We start from the raw sequence: 15,631 nt of genomic DNA on the forward strand, positions 1-15,631 counted from the left end.
CGTCGGCGCTCAATGGTATGGGACTGGTGTTATTGCCGCGGGACCGTATAATTGACGCTATAGCCCCGTGACAGACCGTGCCTTGTCTCATGCAAAAAAAATCCATTTATGTCGCTTATACCGGCGGCACCATCGGGATGCAACGCTCCGATAACGGCTATATTCCGGTATCGGGCCATCTGCAGCGCCAATTGGCATTGATGCCGGAATTCTATCGCCCGGAAATGCCCGATTTCACCGTACATGAATACGCCCCGCTGATTGATTCCTCCGACATGACCCCGGACGATTGGCTGCATATCGCCAGGGACGTGGCGGAACATTATGAAAGCTATGACGGGTTTGTCATTCTGCACGGTACCGACACCATGGCCTTCACCGCCTCCGCGCTGTCGTTTATGCTGGAAAATCTGGCCAAACCGGTGATCGTCACCGGTTCCCAAATCCCCCTGGAAGCGTTGCGATCCGACGGCCAGACCAACCTGCTGAACGCGCTCTATCTTGCGGCCCATTATCCGGTAAACGAGGTCAGCCTGTTTTTCAACAACAAGCTGTTTCGCGGTAATCGCGCCACTAAAGCCCATGCGGATGGTTTTGACGCCTTCGCCTCCCCCAACCTGCCGCCGTTATTGGAAGCCGGGATTCATATTCGCCCTGTCGCGCCGCCGCTGCCCCATCGCCCCGGCGCCGAACTGATTCTCCATCCCATCACGCCGCAGCCGGTGGGTGTGGTCACGCTGTATCCGGGTATTTCCGCCGATGTGGTGGGCAACTTTTTGCGACAGCCGGTAAAAGCGCTGATCCTACGCTCTTACGGCGTCGGCAACGCGCCGCAGCATCCGGCGTTACTGGATGAGCTGCGGCAGGCGGTGGCCCGCGGCAGCGTGGTGGTAAATTTGACCCAATGTTTTTCCGGCCGGGTGAATATGGGGGGGTATGCCACGGGTAACGCCCTGGCGCGGTCGGGGGTCATCAGCGGCTTCGATATGACGGTGGAGGCGGCGTTGACCAAACTGCACTATCTGCTCAGCCAATCGCTCTGCGCCGAGGAGATTCGACACATCATGCAGCAGGATCTTCGCGGCGAGCTCACCGGCGACGATCAGAGAGGGGAGATGGAATGAAACAAGCTTTACTGCTGATTGATTTACAGAATGATTTTTGTCCGGGCGGCTCGCTGGCGGTTCCCGACGGCGATAAAGTCATCGCGGTGGCGAATCAGGCCATGGCGCTCTGCCGGCGGGAAGACATACCGGTGTTGGCCTCGCTGGACTGGCATCCGTCTAACCACGGCAGTTTCGCCGTGAATGCCGGCGGACGAGTGGGTGAAACCGGTCTGCTTGACGGACTGCCCCAGGTATGGTGGCCGGTGCATTGCGTACAGGATACTCTTGGGGCGCAACTTCATCCCGATCTGGACGCCGAAGGCATCCTCCAGCGCATATACAAAGGCCGCCAGGCCAATATCGACAGCTACAGCGCCTTTTATGATAACGGCCATCGCGCCCGGACCGATCTGCATGATTACCTGCAGTCCCTGGGGGTCCATAGCCTCTCCATCATGGGCCTGGCGACGGATTATTGCGTGAATTATACCGTGCTGGATGCCCTCTCGATGGGCTACGCCGTGGACGTCATCGTCGATGGCTGCCGTGGCGTGGACCTTCATCCCGGCGACAGCGCCGAGGCGCTGGCGGAGATGCACCGCCGTGGGGCGGGGCTTATCACACTGCCGGAATTTGCCGCCGGCTTCTAGAGGGGCGGCGGTAAACATCCCTGTTTCGCGTCAGCCCGGTCTGGAGGCATAAGGCTTCAACCACACCTTAATCCGCTTTGGTCCGATAAATATCCGGCGGCTCACCGGTCAATTCCGCCAGCAGCTCCCGCTTGCTTTTCATCACAATGTTGCCGTCGGTGCCGATGCTCATATGTTCCGGCCGGTGATTATTTCTGGCCTGCCACAGCATGACAATGTGCAGGCAATGCTCTTTTTGTTCTTCGGTAAGGCGATTACCGTCAGGCCATTTTCCCAGTTCCACCGCCGTCAGCAACCGTTGGTAGATTTCCGGGGTCAGGGTGGCCATTAACGCATCGACATCCATGACAGTCTCCTTAACATGATGCCCTCAAAGGAATAATTAGCTGAATCGTTAAAGCTAAAACGTGGCTGTTGGATTTCAGCCGTTGATCTCTTCGCCGCTATCCTTATCCTTGAAACGCAGCGAGGCTGAATTGATGCAAAAACGGGCGCCGGTAGGCTGCGGGCCGTCAGGAAAAACATGCCCCAGATGAGCGTCGCAATTTCCGCAACGGATCTCCACCCGGTGCATGCCGTGGGAGTCGTCGTCCAGATAACGGACCGCAGTATCGCTTACCGGTTCATAAAAACTCGGCCAGCCGCAGCCGGAGTCATATTTGCTTTCAGAATAAAACAGCGGCGCATTGCAGACCAAGCAGTGATACTGCCCGGTTCGCTTGTTCTCCAGTAATTTACCGCTGTAGGGCGGCTCGGTGCCCCGCTGCTGGGTGACATACCGTTGCATCTCGGTCAGCGGGTCCGTGGGCTGCCGTATCGTTTCGTCTTTAGCCATAAGTGCGTTCCTCGGACGGTTAAGGGAAAAAGGCAGGTTCAAATCAAGTTATTATAACAAATAATTAACAACATCGGAGACATTTTTAGCTTAAACTAGGGAACGAGAAACAACGTGAGCGGTAAGTGTGATGCATTTCACATTTAGCTGCCAGGTGCAGTTTTAATTGAGGGCGATCGGCCTCATATTATTCGTAGCTGAGCAGGCAGCGGAACGAACGTTAAACGTTCAAAAGATGTTGTTGGGTTTGATTTGTAGCAACTATTGACACGATTCCGCTTGACGCTGCGTGAGGTTTTTGTAAATTTACAAGCAACTTTTTATTCACTAACAAATAGCTGGTGGAATATATGACTATCAAAGTAGGTATCAACGGTTTTGGCCGTATCGGCCGCATTGTTTTCCGTGCTGCGCAGGAACGTGACGATGTGGAAATCGTCGGAATTAACGACCTGTTAGATGCTGACTACATGGCTTACATGCTGAAATATGATTCAACCCACGGCCGTTTCAACGGTACCGTGGAAGTCAAGAACGGCCATCTGGTTGTAAACGGTAAAACTATCCGTGTTACCGCAGAGAAAGATCCGGCTAACCTGAAATGGGGAGAAATCGGCGTCGACGTAGTCGCAGAAGCCACCGGTCTCTTCCTGACCGACGAAACCGCCCGTAAGCATATCACCGCCGGCGCGAAGAAAGTGGTGTTGACCGGTCCTTCCAAGGACAATACGCCGATGTTCGTTATGGGCGTCAACCACAAGTCCTATGACGGCCAGGATATCGTTTCCAATGCATCTTGTACCACCAACTGCCTGGCGCCGCTGGCTAAAGTACTGAACGACAAATTCGGTATCGTGGAAGCCCTGATGACCACGGTGCATGCCACCACCGCTACCCAGAAAACCGTTGACGGCCCGTCCCACAAAGACTGGCGCGGCGGCCGCGGCGCATCCCAGAACATCATTCCGTCCACTACCGGCGCGGCAAAAGCCGTGGGTAAGGTTATCCCCGAGCTGAACGGTAAACTGACCGGCGTGGCTTTCCGTGTTCCGACCCCGAATGTATCCGTCGTGGATTTGACCGCCCGCATCGAAAAAAGCGCAACCTATGAAGAAATCTGCGCCGCGATGAAAGAAGCCTCCGAAGGCGAATTGAAAGGCATCCTGGGCTATACTAACGATGACGTCGTTTCCACCGATTTCAACGGTGAAAAGCTGACGTCCGTATTTGATGTCAAAGCCGGTGTCGCCTTGAACAAAAACTTTGTTAAATTGGTATCCTGGTACGATAACGAAACCGGTTATTCCAATAAAGTACTGGATCTGATTTCCCATATCGCCAAGAAATAATTGCCGATATACCCTAAATAATTCGAGTTGCAGGAAGGCGGCAACGCAGCGAACCTCAGGAGCTTACGCAGGTAAGTGACTGGGGTGAGCGAGGATAGCCAACGTATCTGCAGCTTGAAGTATGACGGGTATAACAGAATGAGTAAGGGGCGACAGTGATGTCGCCCTTTTTATTTGATCCGTTTCCTCATTTCAATAAGGCCCGAATATGTACGACACTCTTTTTGCGTTACCCGTTAAAGAACAGCTCTCTTCATCGGTCAGCCTGCGACAATTGGATCAACTGCCGGTAATCGTCATCGATCATCCCCAGGTGCGGGCGGCGGTGACATTACAGGGCGCCCATCTCATCGCCTGGCAACCCGCCGGGGAAGAGCCGGTTTTGTGGCTAAGCGAAACCAGCGCGTTCAAAGACGGCGTAGCCATCCGCGGCGGCGTCCCCATCTGTTGGCCCTGGTTCGGCAAAGTCGCCAGTCCGAATCATGGCTTTGCGCGTATATTGCCCTGGCAGCTGAGTAAACATCAGGAAGACGATGGGCAAGTCACCCTCAGCCTGACGCTGCATGACAGCACCGCCACCGAACAATACTGGCCGAAACCCTTCACCCTGACCGCCACATTTGTCCTGGGCAAGACCTGCAGCGTCGAGCTTGAGGCACAGGGAGATTTCCAGAACACCACCGCCCTGCACAGCTATTTCAATATCGGCGACATTGCCAAGGTCAGTCTCGGCGGTTTGGGCAATAGCTATATTGATAAGGTCAAAAACGGCATTACCGCGACGCAAAAAGGTGATTTGAGCTTCAGCGGAGAAGAGGTGGATCGTGTTTATACCCATCCTGAATCGGTCAGCCAGATTCACGATCCGCTGCTTAAACGTATTATCGAGATACATCATCACAATCACAGCGATGTGGTGGCCTGGAATCCGGGCGCCGAGCTGGCGAAGCAAATAGGCGATATCCCCGATGAAGGTTACAAGACCTATGTCTGCGTCGAGACCGCCCGCGTAAACGACCCGCTGGTGACCGCGCCGTCAGCCCCATCCCGTTTGTCTACGGTAATCAGCCTGCGTAAGGCCTGATCTCTGTCCGGGGTAGTGCTGGCTGACGTGACGGTAATTCATGACACTCATGCTACCCCGCTCCCATTACTCCCCCGTGCGCGCCAGCAATGATATTCCCCGGTTTGTCAGCACCCCGTCCTTACTCACATAGTGCCGCCAGCGTCCGAGCGTGAGTCCTCTAGCCCTGACATATCCTTTCTGGCGGCCGGCGGTCCAGCGCTCCTCTTCGGGCAAGTCCAGCCAGGCGCGCACATAGGATGCCAACTGTTTTTCATCCATCGGGGCTGACGACTGCGCCGCCATGATTTTGCCACGGTTGGTCAATATCCCGCTTGCCCCAACGTACCGTCTGAGGGCGCGGAGAGTCACACCGTTCTGCTTGGCATACAGGGACATGTCACCGCAGGGCAAACGCCCGTCTTTCGCCATGGCGCTCCATCGCAGGACATGCTCCGGCATAACTTTCCTGTTATTTTGCCCGGTTGCCTGCTGCAGAACAGAGGGAAAGGCCGCGATCGTCGGGCCTTTTCCCGCCAAAGGGGTTTTGACACTGACAGGGCATCTTATGCCATGGGAAATGACCAGCGTTGACATGTAGCTTAGACGTGAGGGAAAGGTCCATGCCATTTCCCGCATGATCAGGTTGGCATATTCTGATGCGCCGGCCCAGCGTTCCGCCTCAGTGGCATTGAGACTTTGCATCAACGCCCAAATCATCTGATATAAAAGGAGTTGTCGTCCTTCACAGGCCTCTCGCCCTCTGATGGGATAACAGGCTTGCTGAAGCCCGTCCACTTCTCGCACCAGCCCGCACCACTCCAGGGTAGCGTAATGAGATGAAACGGCGTCTTTCTCGCCGGGCATTAATTGCCAGCGTCCGGGCGCATCTCCCCTATCGCTGATGATTTTCCACCGGTTGAACAACCGCCGGAATGTCCGGCTGATTCGGTAAATCTCCATCAGTTGCTCATTTACCGCCGCTTCAATGGCGCGCTCGGCAGGCAGGAAAAACTTATCATACAGGGCGAGGGAGCCCATGATCCTCTCCTCTTCCCGCGCAATCTGATCCAGTTGAACACGTAACCACGCGGGATTGCGTGCCTGCCAGTCCAATACCCTGTCATGCGGGTACCGCTTCGCCATATATGCGCCGTACGCCTCGGTCTCCCAGGAAGGAATAACCGATGAATGCAATGCGGTAGAGGGGCGGGAAGAGGACAAACAGCCAATGAGTGAATGCATATCTCACCGTTTTCATCATTATTCGGCACGGGGTTTTTCTCGCGTCCATCGCTCGAGATCATCCATCCAATAGCCTAAGGCGGGCAGGTGCCGTCATGCCAAGCATGCCCGTACTCAATTACCATAACCCGTAGTTATATAAAAAGCGTTTGATTTTCCGTTAATTAAATATTTCATCAATGCCATGAAAATTCGACGCCGCGCAGATCCGCCCGGCGGATTGAGGTCAGTGATGACGCCCAAGGCGCGGGAGCGGACGCGGACAAGAAGAACGGGATTAGACGATATCGAGATGGGTTTTGCGTTTGGGCGCCGGAAACGCCTCATCCAGGGCCTGTAACTGACGCGGGCTTAACTCAATGCCCAGCGCCCCGGCATTTTCCTTCACATGAGCCTCGCTGCCGGCTTTGGGTATCGCTATCACGCCGGGCTGACGGATGACCCAGGCCAACAGAACCTGCGCCACCGTCACTCCCAGCTCCTGGGCAATGGTCAATACCGCCGGGCTGTCCATTAATCCGTTGCGCAGTTTCCCGGCCTGCGCCAGGGGGCAATAGGCCATTACCGGCAGCGACCTTTGCCGGCACCAGCTCAGCAGATCATATTCGATGCCGCGGGAAGCGAGGTGGTATAACACCTGATCGGTCATGCAGGCGGTTCCGCCGGGCAGCGACCACAGCTCCTGCATATCGGCCAAATCCAGATTGGAAACGCCCCAGCGCTTGATTTTACCGGTCTGCCGTAAATGTTCCATGGCGGAGATGGTGTCGGCCAGGGGGATACCTCCCCGCCAGTGCAACAGATACAGATCGATACAATCGGTTTGCAGGCGACGCAGGCTGTTTTCACAGGCGGTAACGGCTTTCTCACCGCCGGCGTTCTGCGGGTAGACTTTCGACACCAGAAAGACTTCATCCCGCCGTCCGCGAATGGCCTGAGCCACCACTCTCTCCGCCCCGCCGTCGGCATACATCTCGGCGGTATCTATCAATGTCAGTCCCTGATCGAGACCATATTGTAATGCACGCGCTTCCTGCGCGATGTCGCTGGACCGTTCTCCCATATACCACGTGCCCTGACCTACGGCGGGCACGGAATATCCGTCGGGAAAAATCACCTGTTTCATGGTTCTAGACCCTCCTGTTCTCATGAATCACGGTAATCGCACTATTTTAATGCAATAAACTTTAAACGCTTTATTTTGGTGCAAAGTATGCACTATATTAGAAGCGATAGGTCAATCCAACCCCCACTGTGGTGGTGGAATTGGCGTTTACCATCGGACTATCTTTAACTTCACTGTTCAACCGGGTGTACCGGGCCATTACCGATGCATGCCAACTGTCGGTCAAGGCATAGACAGCGGTCATCTCCAGATAAGGAGACCAGCCGTCATCGGCTTGGTATTGATTCAGACCGCTGCGCCGGGACTCTGACTGGCTGACGCCGAAGTAATAATCGTTTTGATTGCCGCTGGCCCATGCGGCCCCAATCCCCGGCAAAAGTGTCAATCTATCGAAGGTAAAGGGATAGAGATAGGCTAAATCGGCGGTGAAGCCATTACTTTCATTGAGGATATCGCCGAGATATTCGGTGCGGATTATCCCCCAGCTGGCGCTGAACCGGTAGCGCAATCCGGCCATTACGGTGGAGCGGCGCCTATCCAGCTGTTTCATATACCCGTAATCGTCATCGCTGGGCTTGAAACCGAAGGGTGAATAGGCGGCGGTTAATGATAATTGATTTTGTTGATCTTTCCAGAGGTAATAACCGGCGCTGAGCCCTTGCAAATAGACGCTCTCGCCGTCGTAATTGATGACCGGAAAGGGCAAGACCTTTTCATCACCGCCTTTATACGGAGAGGTGGAATAGAGCGCCGAGGCGCCCAGGGACCAGGTGCCCGCCACAGCCATCGGCACATAGAGCACCGCCGCGACGGCGATGGCCCCTATTTTAAGCGAGTGACTTTTCACGATGGAAGTTTCCCTTAATGTAAAAAAGCACAACAGCTACAACCAATCTAAATTAGAAGTGTAAAGTAAAGCTTTGGTCATTGTCGGTTATTTACAGAAACGAACAATTAACATCTAAATTATATCCTATTTTTCTATAAACTATAACGGAATCTGTTGACAGCCCTACAGACCGCGCCACAATGGGATCTAGTAGATATTTCGGCAACTGAGTCATTGATATATCTTAAAAAAAGCGTTAACACTTAAATGACATTTCCAAGATGCCAACTAAACTTTATCTTAGAGAAAGATTTGACCTGAGAGCGGTTACGGCAAAGTGTGTACAAGTTGGCATAGTGGTTGCTGTACTCAGGAGGGATCTTTTTTTTCAGGAGCCGCAAAATATCAATTTAGCTCCTTTTTAACCTGTGCTAATAACGAAGGACGGGCATCGCCATGAACATATTTGACCAGTATCGTCAGCGCTACGAAGCTGCCAAGGACGAAGAGTTCACCTTGCAGGAATTCCTGGCCGTCTGCCGCCAGGATCGCAGCGCGTTCGCCAATGCGGCTGAGAGGCTATTAATGGCCATCGGTGAGCCAGTTATGGTTGACACCGCTCAGGAACCGCCTCTCTCCCGGCTGTTTTCCAACCGCGTTATCGCACGCTATCCTGCCTTCGAAGAATTTTACGGCATGGAAGAGGCCATTGAGCAAATTGTCTCATATCTGAAACATGCCGCTCAGGGGCTGGAAGAAAAGAAACAGATTCTCTATCTGCTCGGCCCGGTAGGGGGCGGTAAATCCTCCTTGGCGGAACGCTTGAAGTCATTGATGCAGCGTGTGCCTATCTATATCCTCAGCGCCAACGGCGAACGCAGTCCGGTTAACGATCACCCGCTCTGCCTGTTCAACCCGCTGGAAGACGCCAATATCCTGGAAAAGGATTATGGCATCCCCCACCGTTATCTCGGCACCATCATGTCGCCCTGGGCGGCCAAGCGCCTGCATGATTTCGGCGGCGATATCACCCGCTTCAAGGTGGTCAAGGTGTGGCCGTCCATCCTTGAACAGATTGCCATTGCCAAAACCGAACCCGGGGATGAAAACAACCAGGACATTTCCGCGCTGGTGGGCAAGGTGGATATCCGCAAACTGGAAGACCATGCCCAGAACGATCCCGACGCCTACGGTTACTCCGGCGCATTGTGCCGCGCCAACCAGGGCATCATGGAATTCGTGGAAATGTTCAAGGCGCCGATTAAAGTGCTGCATCCGTTGCTGACCGCCACCCAGGAAGGCAATTACAACGGCACCGAAGGGATCGCCGCATTGCCGTTCAACGGCATCATCCTGGCGCATTCCAATGAATCGGAATGGGTTCAGTTCCGTAATAATAAAAACAACGAGGCTTTCCTTGACCGGGTATATATCGTCAAGGTGCCTTACTGCCTGCGGGTATCGCAGGAAATGAAGATTTATGAAAAGCTCATCAGCAACAGTGAACTGGCGGAATCTCCGTGCGCGCCCGGGACACTCGAGACCCTGGCCCGTTTCTCCATCCTGTCGCGCCTGAAGGAACCGGAAAATTCCAGCATGTATTCAAAAATGCGGATATATGACGGCGAGAGCCTGAAGGATACCGACCCGAAAGCGAAATCCTATCAGGAATATCGCGACTACGCCGGTGTGGATGAAGGCATGAACGGTTTGTCCACGCGTTTCGCCTTTAAAATCCTCTCCCGGGTATTCAATTTTGATCATGGCGAAGTCGCCGCGAACCCGGTACATTTATTCTATATTCTTGAACAGCAAATTGAGCGGGAACAGTTCCCACAAGATATTGCTGAAAAATATCTCGAACATTTGAAAGGTTATCTTATCCCTAAATATGCCGAATTTATCGGCAAGGAGATACAAACCGCTTATCTGGAATCTTATTCTGAGTACGGGCAAAATATATTTGATCGTTACGTATCCTATGCGGACTTCTGGATTCAGGATCAGGAATATCGTGATCCCGATACCGGACAATTATTTGATAGGGAAGCATTGAACGCTGAGCTGGAGAAAATTGAAAAGCCCGCCGGGATTAGTAATCCGAAAGATTTCCGTAACGAAATCGTTAACTTTGTCCTTCGTGCCCGCGCCAACAATAGCGGACGTAACCCGAATTGGACCAGTTATGAAAAACTCCGTACCGTGATTGAGAAAAAAATGTTCTCAAACACTGAAGAGTTGTTGCCTGTAATTTCATTTAATGCGAAAACATCTACAGATGAGCAGAAAAAACACGACGACTTCGTGGATCGCATGATGGAAAAAGGTTACACCCGCAAACAGGTCCGCTTGTTATGCGAATGGTATCTGCGGGTAAGGAAATCGTCTTAAACGCGGCGCGTAGACACTGTCGTCCGGAGGAGATATATGGCCTACTTTATTGACCGACGACTTAACGGCAAAAACAAAAGCATGGTTAACCGCCAACGCTTTTTGCGCCGCTATAAGTCACAAATCAAACAGTCGATTGCCGGGGCCATCAACAAGCGTTCGGTTACCGATGTGGAGAGCGGGGAATCGGTATCGATTCCCAACACTGACATCAACGAACCTTTTTTCCATCAGGGACGAGGGGGGATGCGTCATCGCGTGCATCCCGGCAATGATCATTTTATCCAGAATGACCGTATCGAGCGCCCGCCGGGAGGCGGGGGCGGCGGCAGCGGGCAGGGAAACGCCAGCCAGGACGGCGAGGGGCAGGATGAATTTGTCTTTCAGATCTCGAAAGACGAATACCTTGATCTGTTGTTCGAGGATTTGGCGCTGCCCAATTTGCAAAAGAACCAGTACAAACAGCTCAACGAGTTCAAAACCCACCGCTCCGGTTATACCTCCACCGGCGTTCCGGCCAACATCAGCGTGGTGAGGTCGCTGCAAAATTCTCTGGTGCGGCGTACCGCCATGACGGCGGGCAAACGTCGCTCCATCCGGGCATTGGAAGAAGAGCTGGCGCTGTTGGCCAACATCGAGCCGGTACAGCTACTGGAAGAAGAGCGTATCCATAAGGAAATCGCGGAACTCAGGCAAAAAATCGCCCGGGTGCCGTTCATCGATACGTTTGATCTGCGCTATAAAAATTTCGAACGGCGGGCCGAGCCTTCCAGCCAGGCAGTGATGTTCTGTTTGATGGACGTGTCGGGTTCAATGGATCAGGCCACCAAGGATATGGCCAAACGCTTTTATATTCTGCTGTATCTGTTCCTCAGCCGAACCTATAAAAACGTGGACGTGGTCTATATCCGCCATCATACCCAGGCCAAGGAAGTGGATGAGCATGAGTTCTTTTATTCACAGGAAACCGGCGGCACCATTGTTTCCAGTGCGTTGAAACTCATGGAGGAAGTGGTTAAGGACCGTTACAACCCGTCACAATGGAATATTTATGCCGCACAGGCGTCTGACGGAGATAACTGGGCGGATGACTCCCCGTTGTGCCATGAACTCTTGGCTAACAGACTGCTGCCGATGGTGCGTTATTATAGCTATATCGAAATAACCAGGCGCGCGCACCAAACCTTATGGCGTGAATATGAAGACCTGCAGGCCAAGTACAGTAACTTTGCCATGCAGCATATTCGCGATCAGGAAGATATTTATCCGGTATTCCGTGAATTGTTCCACAAGCAGGTAAACGAAAGATAACCACACACTAATGAATCAGCCAGACAGCGGGCGGTTTCTGGCTGATTTTAGGCACGGAGCCGCTTTTCACCCCTGCCCTTTAACCGGCTCCAAGCAGCCCCCTTCTTCTCTACTCCCTTGCGGGCCTCCTGAATGGAAATACTGTCATCCCTTGGGATGGTAAGTTTCCGCGCGGTTGCGGCCGTTTTGCTTGGCCACATAAAGGGCGCTATCGGCTTTGCGGATCAAGCGTTCATAATCCGGATGTCCGTCAAACATACACAGTCCGACGCTAACCGTCAGATTGATTTTTTCGCTGGCGCTGTGATAAACCGGCCGGCTTGCGATTTTAGCGCGAATAGTATCGATAATCATATTGGCCTGGCTTTCGGATATCTCCACAAAAACCAGCATAAATTCCTCGCCGCCGTAACGAAAGACATAATCGCTGCTGCGCACGCTTTCATATAAGATCGAAGCAATATTTTTCAATGCCGCATCGCCGGCATCATGGCCGTATTTATCGTTAATTCTTTTGAAATAATCTATATCCAGCATAGCCACCACAAAGGGCGAATTGGTGCGCATGGCCAAGGCGATTTCCCGTCGCAGAATAGTGGGAATAAATCGACGGTTCAATAAATTCGTCAATGGATCCTTACCATTTTCGAATTTTGCCAGTTCTTCAAATAACGAGGACAGGAGAGATGCCAATTTCACGATCCGATTGCGCACGGTCCGCAACAGCACATAGCGCTCTTCCACTACGGCAATCATATCGGCGGTATAGGTCTGAATAAATTCATCCGTACTGTTCACCAGTGCGGTGATTTCCAACACTTCATCCACTTGCGCAAAAACATGCCGGCCTTTGTGCTGGAACCATAATCCGAACTCCGACTCCTTCAATTCCTGGATTTCGGTGGCCGGCGAGCCGGTGGCTACAGTGTAAATAAAGCGGTTTTCCCAATTGAGCAAGGCGGCGAGCTGCCGTTCGCGCTCAACGCCGACATTATCCAGAATGGAAAATAAGCGATAATTTTCCTGATCCTTGGTGGTGCTTTCGTGGGTACGGGAATAGGCGGTAGTCATGACTTCAATGGCGGTATCCATGGCAAGGGAACAAAAGCGCATGGCGTCGTAACATAATGCCGGGTCCATTTTTTCCCGTTGCAGCCTGCTGTAAAGGCTCTGTTTAACCCTGCGGGCGCCACGGGCCACCAGGTCAATGGGGATACCGATGCGAGCGTGAATATTCCCCACTTTACGCTGATCGGCAATCAATACCGCCAGGTCGGCGGTGGAACTGTGCAACACCTGTTTAATCCAATTTGCCAGCGTGGCATGTAACCGATCATGCACCTGCTGGCTGGACAGAAACAGCCGGGCGTCGTCATCGTCCAGCATATAGGCGTAAAAATCGTCCACCAGCAGATTGATATCATGGTCGGGAAGCGACATCACCAGCGAGTGAGCGGCATCGCTGGTGATGTCGATCAATTCATGCCACTCGCTCATAATCAGCGCATCGTAATATTGCCCGTTTATTTTCATTGGAAGTCAATTTGAAGACTAATAATATTTGTTGCTCTATAATAGCATGAATGAACGGCAGAGGCAGTCACCGATAGGAGAGTCACCCTTTCCCTTTAGAGGTTAACGACGCCGAAAATAGCATATCCGGCTAAACGGGGTGAGGTTTTCAAGGGTTATCCCGTCAGAAATAAGCTAAAGGGTCAAAAGCAGCCCTTTCATCCTCAACGGCTTTTGTGTTACCGTAAAAAAGAGCTGTTTTTTCAAGCCCGGTCAAGGAGCGGTTTGGCCCGGGTTTGATCCCTCCACACCCCAGGCACGTCGGCATGGGCGAGCGGTTTCGCCGGAGAAATGAGGGACTTCCCTCTTATTTTGTCACAAATGGCTAAAAAATGATTTAAGACGTCAAGGCGACAGATCTGCCTAACGCTCCCAATCAGGATAATCAGGGCCGCTAACGATTATAAAAAAAGGAGAGCGACGTTTGGATAGCAGCACCATTATCAATTTATTCATTATCGGTTCGCTGTTGGTGGGCGGCAGTATTTTGCTGAGTTCGTTCTCCTCGCGTCTGGGTATCCCCATACTGGTTATCTTTCTCGCCATCGGCATGTTGGCGGGGGTGGACGGCATCGGCGGCATCGGTTTTGATAACTACCCGGAGGCCTATTTAATCAGTAACCTGGCGCTGGCGGTGATTTTATTGGACGGTGGTATGCGCACCCGCGCCACATCGTTTCGCGTGGCCCTGTGGCCAGCCCTGTCGCTGGCCACGGTGGGGGTAATCATCACCGCCGGCCTGACCGGCATGGTCGCCGCCTGGCTGTTCAAACTGAACCTTATCGAAGGGTTATTGATAGGCGCCATTGTCGGCTCAACGGATGCGGCGGCGGTGTTCTCGCTATTAGGAAACAAGGGCCTGAACGAACGCGTCAACTCCACGCTTGAAATCGAGTCCGGCAGTAATGACCCGATGGCGGTCTTTCTTACCATTACCCTGATTGCGATGATTCAGCAGGGACAATCGCATCTGAGCTGGATGTTCCTGGGGCATCTTGTCCAGCAATTCGGCCTGGGGGTGCTGTTCGGCTTCGGCGGCGGCTGGCTGCTGCTGCAAACCATCAACCGCATATCCCTGGCGGGCGGGCTTTATCCCTTGCTGGCGGTAAGCGGCGGCATCATGATCTTTGCCCTCACCACCGCCCTGGAGGGCAGCGGCATCCTGGCGGTGTACCTTTGCGGGTTTTTGCTCGGAAATCGGCCGATACGCAGCCGCCACGCCATATTGCAAACCTTTGACGGCATGGCCTGGCTCAGCCAGATCTGTATGTTCCTGGTGCTGGGTCTGCTGGTGACGCCCAGCGATTTGTGGGTTATCGCCATCCCGGCGTTGTTATTGTCGCTCTGGTTGATGCTGGTGGCCCGGCCGTTATCCATCCTGGTGGGCCTGCTGCCTTTTCGCAATTTCACCACCCGTGAACGGTTTTTTCTGTCCTGGGTCGGCTTGCGTGGCGCGGTACCCATTATCCTGGCGGTGTTCCCCATGATGGCCGGGTTGGAAAATGCCAAGCTTTTTTTTAATGTCGCGTTTTTTATCGTATTGATTTCGCTGCTGCTGCAAGGTACTTCCCTGGGTTATGCCGCGAAGCTGGCCCGGGTAGTCGTCCCTCCCACCGCCTCCCCCATCAATCGCGTCGGGATGGATATCCACCCTGAAAATCCCTGGGAACAGTTTATTTATCAGCTGGGCAGTGAAAACTGGTGCGTCGGCGCGGCATTGCGGGATATGAAAATGCCGAAAAATACCCGTATCGCAGCGCTTTTTCGCGATAACGTGCTGCTGCATCCCACCGGCAATACTCGTCTGAAAGAAGGGGACGTCCTGTGCGTCATCGGCCGCGAACGGGATTTACCCGCGCTGGGCCGGCTGTTCAGCCAGTCACCGCCGGTGGCATTGGATCAACGGTTTTTTGGCGATTTCATCCTGGAGGCGAGTGCCAGGCTCACCGATGTGGCAGCCATCTACGGTCTGGACTTTGATGAAAAATATGGACAGGATCTCACCCTCGGCGAGTTTGTCATGAGCCTGCTCGGCGGCGGCGAACCGGTGGTGGGGGATAATGCCGTCTCTGAAGGGCTGGTGTGGACCATCGCTGAGAAAGAGGATCAACGGGTCAATAAAATCGGCATCAGGATAGCCGAGGAACAATAACC

The 15,631-nt window shown here is 53.2% G+C and carries 13 protein-coding genes; 7 read left to right on the forward strand and 6 right to left on the reverse strand.

The window, feature by feature from the left end; all coding sequences use genetic code 11:
• Positions 1–89: 89 nt before the first annotated feature.
• Complete coding sequence (gene ansA / locus HB631_RS23595; protein WP_213993624.1) at positions 90–1,124, forward strand: asparaginase; 1,035 nt, start codon at positions 90–92, stop codon at positions 1,122–1,124.
• Positions 1,121–1,756, forward strand: coding sequence for a bifunctional nicotinamidase/pyrazinamidase (gene pncA / locus HB631_RS23600; RefSeq protein ID WP_213993625.1), 636 nt, complete (start codon positions 1,121–1,123; stop codon positions 1,754–1,756). Before ansA ends, pncA begins: the two co-directional genes overlap by 4 nt.
• A 67-nt stretch (positions 1,757–1,823) precedes the next feature.
• Here the strand turns inward: pncA and HB631_RS23605 are convergent, their stop codons facing one another.
• On the reverse strand, positions 1,824–2,102 hold the full coding sequence (locus HB631_RS23605; protein ID WP_213993626.1) for a DUF1315 family protein: 279 nt from the start codon (positions 2,100–2,102) through the stop codon (positions 1,824–1,826).
• A gap of 75 nt (positions 2,103–2,177) precedes the next feature.
• The gene (gene msrB / locus HB631_RS23610) at positions 2,178–2,591 is read right to left on the reverse strand and encodes a peptide-methionine (R)-S-oxide reductase MsrB (protein WP_213993627.1); all 414 of its coding nucleotides are present in this window, start codon (positions 2,589–2,591) and stop codon (positions 2,178–2,180) included.
• Between the two features lie 350 nt (positions 2,592–2,941).
• Here msrB and gapA point away from each other — a divergent pair, with 350 nt between their 5' ends.
• Together gapA and HB631_RS23620 are read left to right on the forward strand one after the other, a co-directional pair.
• Positions 2,942–3,940, forward strand: coding sequence for a glyceraldehyde-3-phosphate dehydrogenase (gene gapA / locus HB631_RS23615; RefSeq protein ID WP_213993628.1), 999 nt, complete (start codon positions 2,942–2,944; stop codon positions 3,938–3,940).
• Positions 3,941–4,148: 208 nt separating this feature from the next.
• A complete protein-coding gene (locus tag HB631_RS23620) occupies positions 4,149–5,024 on the forward strand; it encodes a D-hexose-6-phosphate mutarotase (RefSeq protein WP_213993629.1) in 876 nt (291 codons plus the stop codon).
• Positions 5,025–5,090: 66 nt separating this feature from the next.
• On the opposite strand, the gene HB631_RS23625 is transcribed toward HB631_RS23620, so the two are convergent.
• From HB631_RS23625 to HB631_RS23635, 3 genes are all read right to left on the reverse strand, one after another.
• Positions 5,091–6,248, reverse strand: coding sequence for a DUF4765 family protein (locus tag HB631_RS23625; protein WP_213993630.1), 1,158 nt, complete (start codon positions 6,246–6,248; stop codon positions 5,091–5,093).
• Positions 6,249–6,525: 277 nt separating this feature from the next.
• The gene (locus HB631_RS23630; RefSeq protein ID WP_213993631.1) at positions 6,526–7,374 is read right to left on the reverse strand and encodes an aldo/keto reductase; all 849 of its coding nucleotides are present in this window, start codon (positions 7,372–7,374) and stop codon (positions 6,526–6,528) included.
• Positions 7,375–7,471: 97 nt separating this feature from the next.
• The gene (locus HB631_RS23635; protein ID WP_213993676.1) at positions 7,472–8,161 is read right to left on the reverse strand and encodes a MipA/OmpV family protein; all 690 of its coding nucleotides are present in this window, start codon (positions 8,159–8,161) and stop codon (positions 7,472–7,474) included.
• Positions 8,162–8,659: 498 nt separating this feature from the next.
• Between HB631_RS23635 and HB631_RS23640 the strand changes: the two genes are divergently transcribed.
• Together HB631_RS23640 and HB631_RS23645 are read left to right on the forward strand one after the other, a co-directional pair.
• Positions 8,660–10,594, forward strand: coding sequence for a PrkA family serine protein kinase (locus tag HB631_RS23640; protein ID WP_213993632.1), 1,935 nt, complete (start codon positions 8,660–8,662; stop codon positions 10,592–10,594).
• Positions 10,595–10,630: 36 nt separating this feature from the next.
• Positions 10,631–11,905, forward strand: a complete 1,275-nt coding sequence (locus HB631_RS23645) for a YeaH/YhbH family protein (RefSeq protein WP_213993633.1) — start codon at positions 10,631–10,633, stop codon at positions 11,903–11,905.
• Positions 11,906–12,049: 144 nt separating this feature from the next.
• On the opposite strand, the gene HB631_RS23650 is transcribed toward HB631_RS23645, so the two are convergent.
• Positions 12,050–13,402 carry a diguanylate cyclase gene (locus HB631_RS23650; RefSeq protein WP_255557246.1) on the reverse strand — a complete coding sequence of 451 codons (1,353 nt, stop codon included), beginning with the start codon at positions 13,400–13,402 and terminating at the stop codon, positions 12,050–12,052.
• A 499-nt stretch (positions 13,403–13,901) separates the two neighbouring features.
• Here HB631_RS23650 and HB631_RS23655 point away from each other — a divergent pair, with 499 nt between their 5' ends.
• Positions 13,902–15,629, forward strand: a complete 1,728-nt coding sequence (locus tag HB631_RS23655) for a potassium/proton antiporter (RefSeq protein ID WP_213993635.1) — start codon at positions 13,902–13,904, stop codon at positions 15,627–15,629.
• Positions 15,630–15,631 lie beyond the last annotated feature (2 nt).

This window comes from Sodalis sp. dw_96 (genome assembly GCF_018449575.1).
Lineage (GTDB): Bacteria > Pseudomonadota > Gammaproteobacteria > Enterobacterales > Enterobacteriaceae > Acerihabitans.

Excerpts from the sequence above, each read along its gene's own strand:
- ansA (WP_213993624.1), top strand. The coding sequence starts at position 90 with ATGCAAAAAAAATCCATTTATGTCGCTTATACCGGCGGCACCATCGGG.
- pncA (WP_213993625.1), top strand. The coding sequence starts at position 1,121 with ATGAAACAAGCTTTACTGCTGATTGATTTACAGAATGATTTTTGTCCG.
- HB631_RS23605 (WP_213993626.1), bottom strand. The coding sequence starts at position 2,102 with ATGGATGTCGATGCGTTAATGGCCACCCTGACCCCGGAAATCTACCAA.
- msrB (WP_213993627.1), bottom strand. The coding sequence starts at position 2,591 with ATGGCTAAAGACGAAACGATACGGCAGCCCACGGACCCGCTGACCGAG.
- gapA (WP_213993628.1), top strand. The coding sequence starts at position 2,942 with ATGACTATCAAAGTAGGTATCAACGGTTTTGGCCGTATCGGCCGCATT.
- HB631_RS23620 (WP_213993629.1), top strand. The coding sequence starts at position 4,149 with ATGTACGACACTCTTTTTGCGTTACCCGTTAAAGAACAGCTCTCTTCA.
- HB631_RS23625 (WP_213993630.1), bottom strand. The coding sequence starts at position 6,248 with ATGCATTCACTCATTGGCTGTTTGTCCTCTTCCCGCCCCTCTACCGCA.
- HB631_RS23630 (WP_213993631.1), bottom strand. The coding sequence starts at position 7,374 with ATGAAACAGGTGATTTTTCCCGACGGATATTCCGTGCCCGCCGTAGGT.
- HB631_RS23635 (WP_213993676.1), bottom strand. The coding sequence starts at position 8,161 with ATGGCTGTGGCGGGCACCTGGTCCCTGGGCGCCTCGGCGCTCTATTCC.
- HB631_RS23640 (WP_213993632.1), top strand. The coding sequence starts at position 8,660 with ATGAACATATTTGACCAGTATCGTCAGCGCTACGAAGCTGCCAAGGAC.
- HB631_RS23645 (WP_213993633.1), top strand. The coding sequence starts at position 10,631 with ATGGCCTACTTTATTGACCGACGACTTAACGGCAAAAACAAAAGCATG.
- HB631_RS23650 (WP_255557246.1), bottom strand. The coding sequence starts at position 13,402 with ATGAGCGAGTGGCATGAATTGATCGACATCACCAGCGATGCCGCTCAC.